Source organism: Pseudomonas sp. RSB 5.4, from assembly GCF_037126175.1.
Taxonomy (GTDB): Bacteria; Pseudomonadota; Gammaproteobacteria; order Pseudomonadales; family Pseudomonadaceae; genus Aquipseudomonas; species Aquipseudomonas fluorescens_H.
The window spans coordinates 1612720-1628377 of sequence record NZ_CP146986.1 but is presented as its reverse complement, the minus strand read 5'-3'; the positions used below and the strand labels follow the sequence as shown (position 1 = coordinate 1628377).

General features: G+C 61.2%; 11 protein-coding genes. 7 read left to right on the top strand and 4 right to left on the bottom strand.

The window, feature by feature from the left end; genetic code table 11:
• Positions 1–23 precede the first annotated feature (23 nt).
• The 4 genes from V9L13_RS07205 to V9L13_RS07190 all read left to right on the top strand — a co-directional run bounded on the left by V9L13_RS07205 (position 24) and on the right by V9L13_RS07190 (position 6555).
• The gene (locus V9L13_RS07205; RefSeq protein ID WP_338802022.1) at positions 24–1676 is read left to right on the top strand and encodes a VRR-NUC domain-containing protein; all 1653 of its coding nucleotides are present in this window, start codon (positions 24–26) and stop codon (positions 1674–1676) included.
• Positions 1673–3958 (top strand): ATP-dependent DNA helicase, encoded by a 2286-nt coding sequence (locus tag V9L13_RS07200; RefSeq protein ID WP_338802021.1) that lies wholly within the window; start codon positions 1673–1675, stop codon positions 3956–3958. The genes V9L13_RS07205 and V9L13_RS07200 overlap by 4 nt, the downstream gene beginning before the upstream one ends.
• Positions 3959–4029: 71 nt before the next feature.
• On the top strand, positions 4030–5952 hold the full coding sequence (locus tag V9L13_RS07195; RefSeq protein WP_338802020.1) for a PAS domain S-box protein: 1923 nt from the start codon (positions 4030–4032) through the stop codon (positions 5950–5952).
• Positions 5953–6018: 66 nt separating this feature from the next.
• On the top strand, positions 6019–6555 hold the full coding sequence (locus V9L13_RS07190; protein WP_003224989.1) for a hypothetical protein: 537 nt from the start codon (positions 6019–6021) through the stop codon (positions 6553–6555).
• A 54-nt stretch (positions 6556–6609) separates the two neighbouring features.
• Here the strand turns inward: V9L13_RS07190 and V9L13_RS07185 are convergent, their stop codons facing one another.
• The 4 genes from V9L13_RS07185 to V9L13_RS07170 form a co-directional block, all read right to left on the bottom strand.
• Positions 6610–6906 (bottom strand): hypothetical protein, encoded by a 297-nt coding sequence (locus V9L13_RS07185; protein WP_003224988.1) that lies wholly within the window; start codon positions 6904–6906, stop codon positions 6610–6612.
• A gap of 187 nt (positions 6907–7093) precedes the next feature.
• A complete protein-coding gene (locus V9L13_RS07180) occupies positions 7094–8437 on the bottom strand; it encodes a cation:proton antiporter (protein WP_103483475.1) in 1344 nt (447 codons plus the stop codon).
• Between the two features lie 5 nt (positions 8438–8442).
• On the bottom strand, positions 8443–9300 hold the full coding sequence (locus tag V9L13_RS07175) for a glucose 1-dehydrogenase (RefSeq protein WP_338802019.1): 858 nt from the start codon (positions 9298–9300) through the stop codon (positions 8443–8445).
• A 215-nt stretch (positions 9301–9515) separates the two neighbouring features.
• Complete coding sequence (locus tag V9L13_RS07170) at positions 9516–10670, bottom strand: PatB family C-S lyase (RefSeq protein WP_338802018.1); 1155 nt, start codon at positions 10668–10670, stop codon at positions 9516–9518.
• Positions 10671–10991: 321 nt separating this feature from the next.
• Between V9L13_RS07170 and fdnG the strand changes: the two genes are divergently transcribed.
• The 3 genes from fdnG to V9L13_RS07155 are packed head-to-tail and all read left to right on the top strand — an operon-like array spanning position 10992 to position 15655.
• Positions 10992–14057, top strand: coding sequence for a formate dehydrogenase-N subunit alpha (gene fdnG / locus V9L13_RS07165; RefSeq protein ID WP_338802017.1), 3066 nt, complete (start codon positions 10992–10994; stop codon positions 14055–14057).
• A complete protein-coding gene (gene fdxH, locus V9L13_RS07160) occupies positions 14058–14993 on the top strand; it encodes a formate dehydrogenase subunit beta (RefSeq protein ID WP_338802016.1) in 936 nt (311 codons plus the stop codon).
• A complete protein-coding gene (locus V9L13_RS07155) occupies positions 14990–15655 on the top strand; it encodes a formate dehydrogenase subunit gamma (RefSeq protein ID WP_338802015.1) in 666 nt (221 codons plus the stop codon). Before fdxH ends, V9L13_RS07155 begins: the two co-directional genes overlap by 4 nt.
• Positions 15656–15658 lie beyond the last annotated feature (3 nt).

Sequence of the window (15658 nt, the reverse complement as noted above, 5' to 3'; positions counted from 1 at the left end):
GCTCGCCATGGCCCTGAATTCCCGTGACTGCCAACCCGCTCGACGATCCGTTCTATTACCTCAACAACTTCCGGCAAGTGCTTGATTGGCTTGAGCTGCGCTATGCCGATGTGATGAGCGAATCCGAGCACGGCTTTATCCGCGACTTCAAAGCTTTGCCACGCGCCTCACAGGGTCTGCTGGTGCGCATGGTAATGCGCAAGGGCGTGCATTTCCGCCTCGGCAAACTCAACTACCCGGAAATCGGGGACATCAGCGACGCCGCGCAGCCGTTGCTGGGTCACGGCTGGCTCGACGATCAGGCTCTGTTGAGCGTGGCCGAAGTGTTCGACGTGTTGCTCAAGGCCGAACTCCTGCAAGCGTTCGGTGTTTTTATCGAACAACCCAAGGGGCGCAAGGACGACTGGCTGCCAGCGCTCGCCGAGCAATTCAGCGAGTCGCGCAGCCTGTACGACTGGGCGCCGACGCTCGGCGAGCGCTTGCTCAGCCTGACCATCATGGACCTGTGCGACCGCCTGCGTCTGATGTTCTTCGGCAACCTGTACCAGGACTGGTCGGAATTCGTCCTCGCCGACCTCGGCATCTTTACCTACGAAAAAGTCGAGTTCTGCGCCGACTCCCGTGGCCTGCGCAGCCGTGAAGACGTTGACGCCTGCCTGTTCCTGCATCAGTGCCAGCAACGCTTCGAGGCCGGTGAACCGTTGGAAACCATTGTCGAGCAGGTCAGAGCATTGCAGTTCGCCAACCCGTGGCTGCAACGGCGACGCGGCAAGGTGCTGTTCCAGATCGGCCAGTATTGCGAGCGCATCACGGAGTTCGCCCTGGCGCTGAGCATTTACCGCGATTGCGCCTACCCCGGTGCCCGCCAGCGAATGATCCGGGTGCTGGAGCGCTGCGGCGAATACGCACTGGCGCTGGAGCTTGCCACTCTCGCCGAACAGGCGCCGGAAAGCGCCGCCGAACAGCAGAGCCTGCACCGGATGCTGCCCCGGCTGCGACGCAAACTCGGCGGGCCACCGCTCAAGCGCGCAACGCCGCGCCCGGTTGAACGCCTCGATCTGCAATTGCCGCGCACCGATCCGTCGCTGTCGGTGGAGTTTTATGTGCAGGCGCATCTGCACGAAGACAGCGGCCCGGTGCATTACGTCGAGAACAGCCTGATCAACTCGCTGTTCGGCCTGCTGTGCTGGCCGGCGATTTTTGCGCCGCTGCCGGGGGCGTTCTTCCATCCGTTTCAACGCGGGCCGGTGGATCTGCTCAACGAAGACTTCCAGCAACGCCGCGCCGAACTGTTCCAGGCCTGCCTCGACCAACTCGACGATGGCCGTTATGCGGCGACCATTCGTGAGCGCTTCGTCGCCAAATGGGGCGTGCAGTCGCCGTTCGTGTTCTGGGGCGCCTTGAATGAGCAACTGCTGGAGCAGGCGCTGGCGTGCTTGCCGGCCGAACATCTCAAGCACTGGTTCAATCGCCTGCTGCTCGACATCAAGGCCAATCGCGCCGGCATGCCCGATCTGATCCAGTTCTGGCCGCAGCACAAGACCTACCGGATGATCGAAGTCAAAGGCCCCGGTGACCGCCTGCAGGACAACCAACTGCGCTGGCTGGAGTTCTGCCACCAACATCAGATGCCGGTCGCCGTGTGCTACGTGCAATGGGCGGAGCAGAGCGCTTGAGCTATAGCATTGCCGTCCGTGCCCTATGCGAGTTCACCGCCAAGACCGGCGACCTCGACCTGCGTTTTACCCCTTCGCCGACTGCGCTCGAAGGCATGCTCGGGCACCGCACCGTGGCCTCGCGGCGCAGCGACAAGTACCAGAGCGAAGTGGCGCTGGAGGGCGAGTTTCTGCAATTGAGAGTCAGGGGCAGGGCGGACGGCTACGATCCAGCGCAGAACTGTCTGGAAGAAGTCAAAACCTATCGCGGTGACCTGAGCAAGCAGCCGGCCAACCATCGCCAGCTGCATTGGGCGCAGGCGAAAGTCTACGGCTGGCTGATGTGCCGCAAGCTCGAGCTTGAGCAGATCAATCTGGCGCTGGTGTATTTCGACATCGTCAGCGAGAAGGAAACCTGTGTGGTCGAGGCCTTCACTGCGCCAGTCTTGCAAGACTTTTTCGAACAACAATGCCGGTTGTTCCTGAACTGGGCCGAGCAGGAAATGGCCCATCGCGAGGCGCGCAATCGTGCCGCGCAGCAATTGAGCTTTCCCCACGCTGACTTTCGCCCTGGCCAGCGGCATCTGGCCGAGTCGGTGTTCAAAGCCGTCAGCACCGGCCGTTGCCTGATGGCGCAGGCGCCCACCGGGATCGGCAAGACCCTCGGCACACTGTTCCCGATGCTCAAGGCGCTGGCGCCGCAGCAACTGGACAAGGTGTTGTTCCTGACCGCCAAGACCCCGGGGCGCAAACTGGCGCTGGACGCCAGTCAGGTGTTGTTCGATCAGTCTGAACGCTTGCCGTTGCGGGTGCTGGAGATGGTCGCCCGCGACAAGGCTTGCGAACACCCGGACAAAGCCTGTCACGGCGAGTCCTGCCCGTTGGCCCAAGGCTTCTATGATCGCCTGCCCGCCGCCCGTGAAGCGGCCAGCCGGATCAATCTGCTCGATCAAGCGGCGATGCGCGCAGTAGCTCGCCAGCACACGGTTTGCCCGTACTACCTGAGCCAGGAAATGGCCCGTTGGGCCGACGTGGTGGTGGCGGACTACAACTATTACTTCGATTTCAGTGCGTTGCTGTTCGGTCTGGCCCAGCTCAATCAATGGAAAGTCGCGGTGCTGGTGGATGAAGCGCACAACCTGGTCGAGCGCGGACGTTCGATGTACAGCGCCAGTCTCGATCAGGCCGCGCTGGCCAGTGTGCGCAAGACGGCCCCCGAGGTGCTGAAAAAATCCCTGCAACGGGTCAACCGCGAATGGAACGCGCTGCATCAGCCGCAACTGGCGCCGTATCAGGCCTACGACAAGGCTCCGGAGAAACTGCTGCAAGCGGTGTCCCTGTGCAGCGCGGCCATTGGCGATTACCTCAATGATCATCCGCAGGGACTCGACAGCGCGCTGCAAACCTTCTACTTCGACATACTGCAGTTTGGCCGGGTGGCGGAGCTGTTCGACGAGCATTACCTGTTCGATATCAGCAAGCGTGACCTCGAGCGCAAACGGCCGCTGTCGCAGCTGTGCCTGCGCAATGTGGTGCCGGCAGCGTTCATCGGCCCGCGCCTGAAAGCGGCGCGCAGCAGCGTGCTGTTTTCCGCAACGCTGAGCCCGCGGCGCTATTACGCCGATCTGCTCGGTACACCCGCCGAAACGGTATGCATCGACGTCGAATCGCCGTTCAGCGCCGATCAACTGCAGGTGCAGATCGTCAGCCGCATTTCCACACGCTTCAATCATCGGCAGGCGTCGCTGGAACCGATCGTCGAGCTGATCGCCCGCCAGTTCAGCGAGCGTCCGGGCAATTACCTGGCGTTCTTCAGCAGCTTCGATTACCTGCAACAGGTGCTGACCCTGCTCGCCGAACGCCATCCGCAGATCAATCTGTGGCAGCAGTCCCGGGGTATGGCCGAAGGGCAGCGTCAGGCCTTTCTTGATCAGTTCACCGCCGACAGTCAGGGCATCGGCTTCGCCGTGTTGGGCGGTGCGTTCGGCGAGGGCATCGACCTGCCCGGCGCACGGCTGATCGGCGCGTTCATTGCGACCCTGGGACTGGCCCAGCTCAACCCGGTCAACGAGCAGTTGAAACGGCGCATGGCAGCGATTTTCGGTGCCGGTTACGACTACACCTATCTGTATCCGGGTGTGCAGAAAGTGGTGCAGGCCGCCGGGCGAGTAATCCGCACGCGGCAGGATCGCGGCGTGGTGATGCTGATCGATGACCGCTTCGCCGAACCGCGCATTCAGCAACTGTTGCCGCGCTGGTGGGCGCTCGGTACAGACCCGGCCTCAGATCAAAGCGTGAATTGAAGCGCGTTTGCACCTTCCCATGGCGCTGGATTGCCGCATACTTGCGCTAATGAAAACCAGCGGTGAACCTGATGAGTGACAACCCGAGCAAAACTGCCGCGATCGAGGAGATGCGTTTCCGTCTGCTGATCGATGCGGTGGTCGATTATGCGATTTACATGATCGACCCGGACGGCATCATCACCAGCTGGAACTCCGGCGCGAAACGCTTCAAGGGCTACGAAGAGGCGGAAATTCTCGGCGAGCATTTCTCGCGCTTCTATACCGCCGTTGATCGTGCGGCGGGCCTGCCGCAACGCGCGCTCGACACCGCGCTGCACGAAGGACGATTCGAAGGCGAGGGCTGGCGGGTGCGCAAGGATGGCACCAACTTCTGGTGTCACGTGGTCATCGATCCGATCATCGATCCCAACGGCAAACTGCTCGGCTACGCCAAGATCACCCGCGACCTGACTGATCGCAAGATGGCCGAGGAAACCCTCAGGCAAAGCGAGCAGCAGTTCCGCCTGTTGGTGCAGGGTGTCACCGATTATGCGATCTACATGCTCAGCCCCGAAGGTCGCGTGAGCAACTGGAATCAGGGCGCCCAGCGGATCAAGGGGTACAAGCCGGAAGAAATCATCGGCCAGCATTTTTCGATTTTCTACACCCCTGAAGACCGCATCGCCGGCGAACCGCAACGAGCGCTGGAGATTGCCACCCGCGAGGGTCGTTTCGAAAACAAGAGCTGGCGCATGCGCAAGGATGGCACGCGGTTTCTGGCGCACGTGGTGGTCGATGCCATTCGCGGCGAAACCGGCACGCTGCTCGGGTTTGCCAAGATCACCCGCGATGTCACCGAAGCCCATGAGTCGCACCTGGCTCTGGAGAAAACCCGTGAAGCGCTGTTCCAGGCGCAGAAGATGCAGGCCATCGGTCAGCTCAGCGGCGGCATCGCCCATGACTTCAACAATCTGCTGACGGTGATTCTGGGGAATCTGGAGATTCTGCAAAAGCGCATCGGTGACGATCCGAAAAACAGTCGGCTGCTGGAAAACGCCACGCAGGGTGCACTGCGTGGCGTATCGCTGACCCAGCGCATGCTGGCCTTTGCCCGACGGCAGGAACTCAAGACCGAACCGGTCGATATTCCGAAATTGGTGCAAGGCATCACCGGGCTGCTGCGCAGTTCGATTGGACCGGGGATTCGTATCGAAACGCGGTTTCCCGAGGATCTGCAACCGGTGCTGGCGGACAGCAACCAACTGGAACTGGCGTTGCTCAATCTGGCAACCAACGCCCGCGACGCCATGGTCGACGGTGGCAGCCTGACCATTACCGCGCAGCCGGAAGTGGTGCTTGAGCAAAGCCTTTCGTCAATGGCGGCGGGGCGCTATGTGTGCCTGAGCGTGATCGACACGGGTGAGGGCATGGACGAAGCCACGCTGGGTTCGGCCAGAGATCCGTTTTTCACCACCAAGGGCGTGGGCAAGGGCACTGGGCTGGGCTTGTCGATGGTGCATGGCTTTATCGAGCAACTGGGTGGCCGTTTCATTCTCAAGAGCGAAAAAGGCCATGGCACCCGCGCAGAAATGTGGATACCGGTGGCGCTGGCAGGGGAGAAGACAAAAAACCTTTACCCGGCGGTCAAACCGGTGTTGGTGCCACGCCTCAGCGTGCTGGTGGTCGACGACGACTCGCTGGTGATGACCAGCACCACGCTGCTGCTCGAAGATCTTGGCCATCGTGTGATCAGCGCGACATCCGGTGCCAAGGCGCTGACGCTGTTCGAGCAAGGTGAAGTCATCGACCTGATGATCACCGACATGGCCATGCCGCAGATGAGCGGCGCGCAACTGGCGCATGCAGTGCGTCTGCTCAAGCCGGATCTGCCGATCATTCTGGCCACCGGCTACGCCGAACGTCTTGAAGGCTTCGCCGCGCAACTGCCACGTCTGCCCAAGCCTTTTACTCAGTTGAACCTGGTGGAAATCATCGCGCAGTCGATGAAGTGAATCCGCCTGAACTTGTCCGTGGCGAGGGCCTTCTAAAAGGTTTCCCCGCCATGGAGTGCGCGTCCCTTGCCTCGCATACTGACCCAGCCCACCGCAGAAGAGCACCTGACCGAACACGACGCCAAGATGTTCGGCTCACCCAAGGAACGGCTGGATTTCTATCGCAAGGAAATCCAGTACGAAACCAGCATCCTCGCCAACCGCACTGACGCCTATCTGGCGGCGCAGTCGTTTCTGGTGATTGCCTTTGCCTCGTGCATGGCCAACCTCAACCCTGAGTGGGGCAAGCTGTTTACGCTGGTGGTGCCGCCGTTCCTCGCACTGCTCGGGCTGCTCAGTTCGCTCAATGCCTGGCCGGGGATTCGTGCGGCGTACGACATCATCGATCACTGGCACTACAAGCAGAGCGAGTTGTTGCGCAGCGAGCCGATCATGGGCATGGCGTACGACGAGTCGCCGCTGTTCAGTGAAATGGAATCCAGCCATAAGGGCTATCGCAAGTCGCTATTGTTTTCGGTGCGCACGCCGTGGATCTTCGCCACGTTCTGGATCCTGCTCGGGGCTTACGCGGTGTTCATTCAGGTAACCAACCCAGGGGGCTGAACGCCGCCCAAAGAAAAAGCCCGGACTTCGCAGCCGGGCTTTTTCTTGTGCGCTTTATTCGACGGTTTCAAGCTGCCGGCGCAACTCCTGCGAGTGATGCGGCGACATCGGAATCGGCGGGAAGTCCTCGTTGAGGACGCACAAATGGTCGATGGCTTCGGCGAACTTCGCATCGGCTTTGCGGCGCATGGCTCGATAGTGCTCAAACTGTTCGAGATCCAGATTGTCCGCCTCCAGCAACTCGTAAGCGGCGCGGTTGAGGGCGTGGGCGTCTTCGAACAGTTGACGATTGCGTTCCAGGGCCAAAGCCCTGCAAGCCTTGATTTGTGCCGGAGTCGAGCATTCTTTCATGACCGTGACCTTGTTATCCAAAGATTCCTATTCATGGGCTGCAAGCCGCAGGGGAACCGAACCTGCCGGACCCCGCCGAGTGCTTACAGCGAGGGGTTATGGTTGTGACTGCCGGAATCTGCAGAGGGATCCATTTATTTTCAGAAAAAACTTCGATGGATTGCCCAAGATATTGCCGCCTGAAAAATCAGTTTTTTCGTTTTTGCCGTTGTTCGTAGCGCGCCAGCAGTGGCTGGGTGCTGATGCCATGCAGCAAAATGCTCAGTGCCACCACGGACAGGGTGATGTTGGTACACAGCGTCGCGACTGAAGGACTCAGGCCGTGGTTCAAGGCATAAAACAGATAGAACAGGCTGCCGATCCCGCGGATGCCGAACCAGCCGATCAACAGGCGCTGACCACCGTCGAGCAAGGTGCCCCATGGCATCAACGCCACGCAGGCCGGACGCACCACGCAGAACAGCACCGCGCCAATGATCAACGCCCGCCAGTCCCAATGCGGCACCAGCACCACGCCGAGCAGGGTCACCAGAAACACTTCCATGGCCCGTTCCACCAGGCTGCCGAACGAGAGCATGTCGCCCATCATGATCCCGGCGGCGACCTGACTGCTTTCCAGGCGTTCGGTATCACCGTGTACCGCGTGCTGCGGTTCGATGTTCTGATGGCCCACCACCGGTTGCACCAGATGTTCGGCGGGCGGTTGGCTGGCGCCGGTGGATTTGACTTCTTCCTGACGCAAGCCAAGGCCGGCAGCGAACACCGACAGAAAGCCGTAACCGCCGATGGCATCTGCGCCGACGTAGGCCAGGGCAATCAGCGACAGCGCCAGATAATCATTCGGGCTCAGGGTGCTGTCGTCGTTGCGGATTCGCAACGACAGCGTCAACCGACCGATGCCGCGGCCCATCCAGTAACCGGTGAGCAAGCCGACCGGCACCGCCCAGAGCAAACCGTGCAGCACCCAATCGGTCAGCGCGCCGGGATGAGCATCGGCCTGCACCAGCAGCAGGCCGAGAATCACGAACGGGAACGCGATGCCGTCGTTCAGTCCGGCTTCACCGGAAAGACCAAAGCGCACGCTGTCGACATCCCGTGCGTCGTTGACCTGCACCAGCGCGGCCAGCACCGGGTCGGTCGGTGCGAGAATCGCGCCGATCAGCAGTGACGGCCCCCAAGGCAGTTGCAGGCCCCAATGCAGCAATACGCTGACCCCGGCGATGGTCAACACCATCACCGGGCCGGCCAGCCCGAAAGCAATCCGCCAGCGCTTGTCGCGCAATGGCAAACGCAGCTTGAGCCCGCAGACAAACAGCGAAAACAGCACCGCCACTTCCGTGAGGTGTTCCATCCATACGGACGCGTTTTCCAGTGACAGTTTCAGCAGATCCAGCCCGCTCGGGCCGATGCCAATCCCCAGCAACAGGCACACGGCCGAGGTGGTGACCGGCATCCAGCGCAGGTAGGACGAGGTCAGCGCAAGGGTCAGCAAGACGGCGCCCAGCACCGCGACCCAAATGACAAAGCTCATGAGGCTTACAACATCGGCTTGCCGCCGGTGACGCCGTAGCGCTGACCGGTGATGTAACTGGCTTCATCAGAGGCCAGCAGCACATAGATTGGCGCCACTTCCACCGGTTGTCCGGGGCGACCGAGCGGGGTTTCGCTGCCGAAATTCTGCACTTCTTCATCGGGCATGGTCGAGACGATCAGCGGCGTCCAGATCGGTCCGGGGGCCACGCAGTTCACGCGGATTTCTTTCGGCCCGAGTATCTGCGCCAGCCCGCCGGTGAAGTTGGCAATCGCGCCTTTGGTGGTGGCATAGGCGAGCAGGGTCGGTTTGGGCATGTCCGAGTTGACCGAACTGGTGTTGATGATCGAGGCACCGGGGCGCATGTGTTTGATCGCCGCTTGGCACAGGCGGAAAATCGCGGTGATGTTGACGTCGAAAGTCATCACCCATTCGTCATCGGGGATTTCTTCGAAGCTTTCGTGGGTCATCTGGAACGCAGCGTTGTTGACCAGAATGTCGATGCGCCCGAAGCGTTCGACGGTCTTGTCGACCAGTTCCTGGCAATGGGCTTTGTGCGCGAGGTCGCCGGACAGCAGCAGGCACTGACGGCCCGCCTGTTCGACCCAGCGTGCGGTCTCTTTGGCGTCTTCATGTTCATTCAGATAAGCCACGACCACATCGGCGCCTTCACGGGCGAAGGCAATCGCCACCGCGCGACCGATGCCGCTGTCGGCACCGGTGATCAGCGCGATCTTGCCGGACAGGCGCCCGGAACCGACGTAGCTTTGTTCGCCACAATCGGGGTAGGGCTGCATTTTGCTTTGCGCACCGGGGACAGCTTGGGCTTGTGCGGGGAAGGGCGGTTTTGGGTAGTCGGTCATCACAAATCTCCGAGGTCTCAGGGCAGGTATGGGCGGTTGACCCGGACGGTTTGCCGTGAGTTCGATCGGATTTGCGCTGCATTTTTTGCGATGGCAATGCAAAACCCTGTGGGAGCGGGCTTGCTCGCGAATACGGTGTTTCAGCCGACATCAAGGTTGACTGAACCAACGCTTTCGCGAGCAAGCTCGCTCCCACAGGGGGCTCTACTGTGGATTCAGGTATTGCGGTTGTTCAGGGCGCGCCCCATGCGAGCGATGCCTTCTTCAAGCAACGACCGTGGGCAGCCGAAGTTCAGGCGCACGAACTGTTGGTGTTGATCACCGAAATCCACCCCGGCGCTCAGACCGACCTTGGCCTGTTCGAGGAAGAACTGCTGCGGATTGCCCAGCTCCAGCGCCGAGCAATCGAGCCACGCCAGATACGTCCCTTGCGGCACATTGATCGTCACGCCCGGCAAGCGGCTGCGCACCGCGTCCACCAGCCAGTCGCGGTTGGCCTGCAGATAGGTTTTCAGTTCGGCCAGCCACGGCGCGCCTTCGCTGTAGGCGACGCGGGTGGCTTCCATGCCCAACGGATTGACGCTATCGACCATGCCACAACGTGCATGGTTGACGCGCTCGCGCAGGGCGGCGTCCTGGATGATCATGAACGAGGTTTTGAGGCCGGCGATGTTGTAAGCCTTGCTCGCCGACATCAGGGTGATGGTGCGCTTGGCGATTTCCGAGCTGAGGGAGGCGGTCGGAACATGTACGCGGCCGTCGAAGCACAGCTCGGCGTGGATCTCGTCGGAGATGATCCAGGCGTCCTGCGCGGCGCAGATATCGGCTACGGCTTGCAGCTCTTCACGAGTAAACACTTTGCCGATCGGATTGTGCGGGTTGCTCAGGAGCAGGGCACCGCCACCGTTCAGCGATTCGCGCAGGGTCTCCAGCGGCGTGGCGTAAGTGCCATCGGCCTGGGCGACAAATTCCAGCTCAACCTTGTTCAGCCCCCAATGCCCCGGCGCATGCCGCAGCGGCGGGTAGTTCGGCACTTGCACCACGACGTTCTGCTGCGGCTGCACCAAGGCTTTCAAAGCCATGTTGAAACCGGATTCAACGCCGGGCAGGAAAATCAGTTCCTGTGGTTTGACCTTCCAGGCGAACTTGTTCCACAGGTCGGCGACGATGGCTTCACGCAGATTGTCCTGCGCCACGCTATAGCCCACCAGCGGGTGCAGCAGGCGCTGCTGCAACGCCTCGATGATCACCGGAGGCGCGGCGAAATCCATATCAGCGACCCACATCGGCAACACATCGGTCGGGTAGCGGCTCCACTTGGTGCTGCCGGTGTTGTGGCGGTCGAATACCTGATCAAAATCGAAAGTCATGCGCGGTCTCGTGAAGGCGGGATGGGTCCTGCCGGGCATTCTAAGCCCTACGCGATCCTTGTGGGAGCTGGCTTGCCAGCGATGGCGTCGTCACTGTCGCTATTAGTGTTGACTGATCCACCGCTTTCGCTGGCAAGCCAGCTCCCACAGGGTTTTTGCGTTTGTTGGCGGATGTACCGACAAACGGCCGACGGTCGGTTTTCACACAGAACGTGTGGTCATTGTCTACAGTGAAAAAACCGGCAGGCATTCTGCCGTAACCGTGTTTGTCCAGAAAAAGCCCGGCTCAAGTACCGGGTTCCACCTGATCAGGAGTGCACGATGGATCTCAGCCGTCGTCAATTCTTCAAGGTCGCCGGTATCGGCCTTGCAGGCTCTAGCCTGGGCGCGTTGGGCATGGCCCCGACGCTGGCCTTCGCCGAGCAGGTGCGTCACTTCAAGCTTGCCCACACCCATGAAACCCGCAACACCTGCCCGTATTGCTCGGTCGGTTGCGGGTTGATCATGTACAGCCAGGGCGATGCCGCGAAGAACGTCGCGCAAAACATCATCCACATCGAGGGCGACGCCGACCACCCGGTCAACCGCGGCACCCTGTGTCCAAAAGGCGCGGGGCTGCTGGACTTCATTCACAGCCCGGGCCGCCTGCAATATCCGCAGGTGCGCAAACCCGGCAGCAGCGAGTGGACCCGGATCAGCTGGGATGAAGCGCTGGATCGCATCGCCGACCTGATGAAGGCCGACCGCGACGCCAACTTCATCGAGAAGAACGCCACCGGGCAAACGGTGAATCGCTGGCTGACCACCGGATTCCTCGCCGCGTCGGCTGCGTCCAACGAAGCAGGCTACATCACCCAGAAGGTGATTCGCAGTCTCGGCATGCTGGGGTTCGATAACCAGGCGCGTGTCTGACACGGCCCGACGGTGGCAAGTCTTGCCCCGACGTACGGCCGTGGAGCCATGACCAACACCTGGACCGATATCGCCAACGCGAATCTGATCCTGGTGATGGGCGGCAACGCAGCAGAAGCGCATCCGTGCGGCTTCAAATGGGTGACCGAGGCCAAGGCGCATAACGCTGCCCGGCTGATCGTGGTCGACCCGCGTTTTACCCGGACCGCTTCGGTGGCCGACTATTACGCGCCGATCCGCACCGGTACCGACATCGCCTTCATGGGCGGGTTGATCAATTACCTGCTGACCCAGGACAAGATCCAGCACGAATACGTGCGCAATTACACCGACGTGTCGTTCATCGTCAAAGCCGGCTATGGCTTTGAAGACGGCATCTTCAGCGGCTACGACGCAGCCAAGCGCAGCTACACCGACAAATCCGGCTGGGGTTACGAGCTGGGTGAAGACGGCTTCGTCAAGGTCGACCCGACCCTGCAGGATCCGCAGTGCGTCTATCAATTGATGAAGCAGCATTACAGCCGCTACAACATTGATCTGGCGAGCCAGATCTGCGGGATGCCGGTCGATGCCATGCAGAAAATCTGGGATGAGATTGCCACGTGCTCAACGCCCGGCAAGACCATGACCATTCTCTATGCGCTCGGCTGGACGCAGCATTCGATCGGCGCACAGATCATCCGCAGCGCGGCGATGGTGCAACTGCTGCTGGGCAACGTCGGCATGCCGGGCGGCGGCGTCAATGCCTTGCGCGGACACTCGAACATTCAGGGCCTGACCGACCTCGGGTTGCTGTCCAACTCGTTGCCGGGTTATCTGACCCTGGGCAGCGATGGCGAGCAGGACTACAACGCCTTTATCAAAAAACGTACGCAAATGCCGTTGCGTCCGGGGCAACTGTCCTATTGGCAGAACTACAGCAAATTCCACGTCAGCCTGATGAAGTCGTGGTACGGCGCCAACGCCACGCTGGAGAACAACTGGAATTACGACTATCTGCCGAAACTCGACATCCCCAACTACGACGTCCTGAAGATGTTCGACCTGATGAGCCAGGGCAAGGTCAACGGCTACATGTGCCAGGGCTTCAATCCGATTGCCGCGTTGCCCGACAAGAACCGGGTGATGGGCGCACTGGCCAAGCTCAAGTGGCTGGTGGTGATGGATCCGCTGGCCACCGAGACCTCGGAGTTCTGGCACAACGTCGGGCCGTACAACGACGTGAAAAGCGCCGAGATCCAGACCGAAGTGATTCGCCTGCCGACCACCTGCTTTGCCGAGGAGGACGGTTCGCTGGTCAACAGCAGCCGCTGGCTGCAATGGCACTGGAAGGGCGCCGATGGCCCCGGCGAAGCGCAGACCGACATCCGCATCATGAGCGAATTGTTCCTGCGCCTGCGCAAGCGTTATCAGGCCGAGGGTGGCAAGTTCGCCGATCCGCTGCTGAAACTGTCGTGGCCATACAAGATCCCGGACGAGCCTTCGCCGGAGGAACTGGCCAAGGAGATCAACGGCAGCGCCATGGCCGACTTCACCGATGCCAGCGGTGCGACGGTCAAGGCCGGCTCGCAACTGGCCGCGTTCGCTCAGCTCAAGGATGACGGCAGCACCGCCTCCGGCTGCTGGATCTTCGCCGGCAGTTGGACCGAAGCCGGTAACCAGATGGCCCGGCGCGACAATGCCGACCCGTATGGCATGCACCAGCATCTGGGCTGGGCCTGGGCGTGGCCGGCCAACCGGAGGATTCTCTATAACCGCGCTTCGGCGGATGTCTCGGGCAAACCGTGGGATCCGAAAAAGCGCCTGGTATGGTGGAGCGGCAAGGCCTGGGGCGGAACCGATGTGCCGGACTACAAGGCCGATGTGCCGCCGGAAGCCGGGATGAACCCGTTCATCATGAACCCCGAGGGCGTGGCGCGGTTTTTCGCCGTTGACAAGATGAACGAGGGGCCATTTCCCGAGCACTACGAGCCGTTCGAAACGCCGATCGGCATCAACCCGCTGCACCCGCAAAACAAGAAAGCCACCAGCAACCCGGCGGCGCGGATCTTCGATTCGGTCTGGGAAAGCCTCGGCGAAGCCAAGGACTTCCCGTACGCCGGCACCAGTTACCGGCTGACCGAGCACTTCCACTTCTGGAGCAAGCATTGCAAGTTGAATGCGATTGCCCAGCCCGAGCAGTTCGTCGAAATCGGCGAAGTGCTGGCGAAGGAGAAGGGCATCGCTGCCGGAGATCGGGTGCGGGTCAGCTGCAAGCGCGGGTTCATCGAGGCGGTGGCGGTGGTGACCAAACGCATCCGGCCGCTGCAGGTCAACGGCCAGGTGGTGCATCAGATCGGCATCCCGCTGCACTGGGGATTCACCGGCCAGACGCGCCACGGTTACCTGACCAACACCCTGGTGCCGTTCCTCGGCGATGGCAACACACAGACCCCGGAATCCAAGTCATTCCTGGTCAACGTGGAGAAACTGTAAATGGCCAGCCAAGACATCATTGCCCGCTCGGCCACCACCACGGTGCCGCCCTCGGTGAGGAATCAGCAGGAAGTCGCCAAGCTGATCGACACCACCAAATGCATCGGCTGCAAGGCCTGCCAGGTCGCCTGCTCGGAATGGAACGAGCTGCGCGACGAAGTCGGCCACAACCACGGCACCTACGACAACCCGCAGGACCTGAGCGCAGAAACCTGGACCTTGATGCGCTTCACCGAACACGAAACCGACGCCGGCAACCTCGAGTGGCTGATCCGCAAGGACGGCTGCATGCACTGCGCCGAGCCGGGGTGCCTCGCGGCATGCCCAAGTCCCGGGGCGATCATCAAACACGCCAACGGCATCGTCGATTTCGATCAGGATCACTGCATCGGTTGCGGCTACTGCATCACCGGTTGCCCGTTCAACATTCCGCGGATCTCGCAGAAGGATCACAAGGCCTACAAATGCACCTTGTGTTCCGACCGCGTCGCGGTAGGGCTGGAACCGGCGTGCGTGAAAACCTGTCCGACCGGGGCCATCGTCTTCGGCAGCAAGGAAGACATGAAGGAACACGCCGCCGAACGCATCGTCGACCTGAAAAGCCGTGGCTTCGACAACGCCGGTCTGTACGACCCGGAAGGCGTCGGCGGCACTCATGTGATGTACGTGTTGCACCACGCCGACACACCGAAGATCTACGCCGGGTTGCCGGAGGCGCCGGCCATCAGTCCGCTGCTGGGCTTGTGGAAAGGCATCAGCAAACCGCTGGGCCTGCTGGCGATGGGCGCGGCGGTACTGGCCGGGTTCTTTCACTATGTGCGCATCGGGCCGAACCGCACCGAGGAGGATGATCATCCGGCGCCACCGGATACTTCGGTGCATGTCGTCGATCCGGCGGTGCACACCTTCGATCCACGCGGGGAGGACCGGCCATGAGCAACAAGACGATCCTGCGCTACACCGCCAACCAGCGCACCAATCACTGGCTGGTGGCGATTCTGTTCTTCATGGCCGGACTGTCCGGGCTGGCGTTGTTTCATCCGTCGATGTTCTGGCTGACCAACCTGTTCGGCGGCGGGCCGTGGACGCGGATTCTGCACCCGTTCATGGGCGTGCTGATGTTCGTGTTGTTCCTCGGCCTGGTGTTCCGCTTCTGGCGCGCGAATTTCTTCATCGACAACGACTGGAAGTGGATGCGCCGCATCGATCGGGTGCTGGTCAACGACGAAGAAAGCGTACCGCCGGTGGGCAAGTACAACGCCGGGCAGAAGATGCTGTTCTGGACTTTACTGCTGTGCATGCTTGGCTTGCTGTTCACTGGACTTGTGATCTGGCGTGCGTATTTCAGCGCGTACTTCGGCATCACCGTGATCCGCTGGGCCATGCTCCTGCATGCGCTGGCCGGGTTTGTACTGATCCTCAGCATCATCATTCACATCTACGCCGGCCTGTGGATCAAGGGTTCAGTGGACGCGATGCTGCATGGTTGGGTCAGCCGCGCCTGGGCGAGGAAACACCACGAACTCTGGTATCGCGACATCACCCGCGATGAACGCAATCCGGACGTGCCGGAGCGACCGATCACCAAAAAGGGCTGAACT

What these genes read in the sequence shown, in the direction of transcription:
- V9L13_RS07195 (WP_338802020.1), top strand. Translation starts at nt 4,030, where the DNA reads ATGAGTGACAACCCGAGCAAAACTGCCGCGATCGAGGAGATGCGTTTC.
- V9L13_RS07185 (WP_003224988.1), bottom strand. Translation starts at nt 6,906, where the DNA reads ATGAAAGAATGCTCGACTCCGGCACAAATCAAGGCTTGCAGGGCTTTG.
- V9L13_RS07180 (WP_103483475.1), bottom strand. Translation starts at nt 8,437, where the DNA reads ATGAGCTTTGTCATTTGGGTCGCGGTGCTGGGCGCCGTCTTGCTGACC.
- V9L13_RS07175 (WP_338802019.1), bottom strand. Translation starts at nt 9,300, where the DNA reads ATGACCGACTACCCAAAACCGCCCTTCCCCGCACAAGCCCAAGCTGTC.
- V9L13_RS07170 (WP_338802018.1), bottom strand. Translation starts at nt 10,670, where the DNA reads ATGACTTTCGATTTTGATCAGGTATTCGACCGCCACAACACCGGCAGC.
- fdxH (WP_338802016.1), top strand. Translation starts at nt 14,058, where the DNA reads ATGGCCAGCCAAGACATCATTGCCCGCTCGGCCACCACCACGGTGCCG.
- V9L13_RS07155 (WP_338802015.1), top strand. Translation starts at nt 14,990, where the DNA reads ATGAGCAACAAGACGATCCTGCGCTACACCGCCAACCAGCGCACCAAT.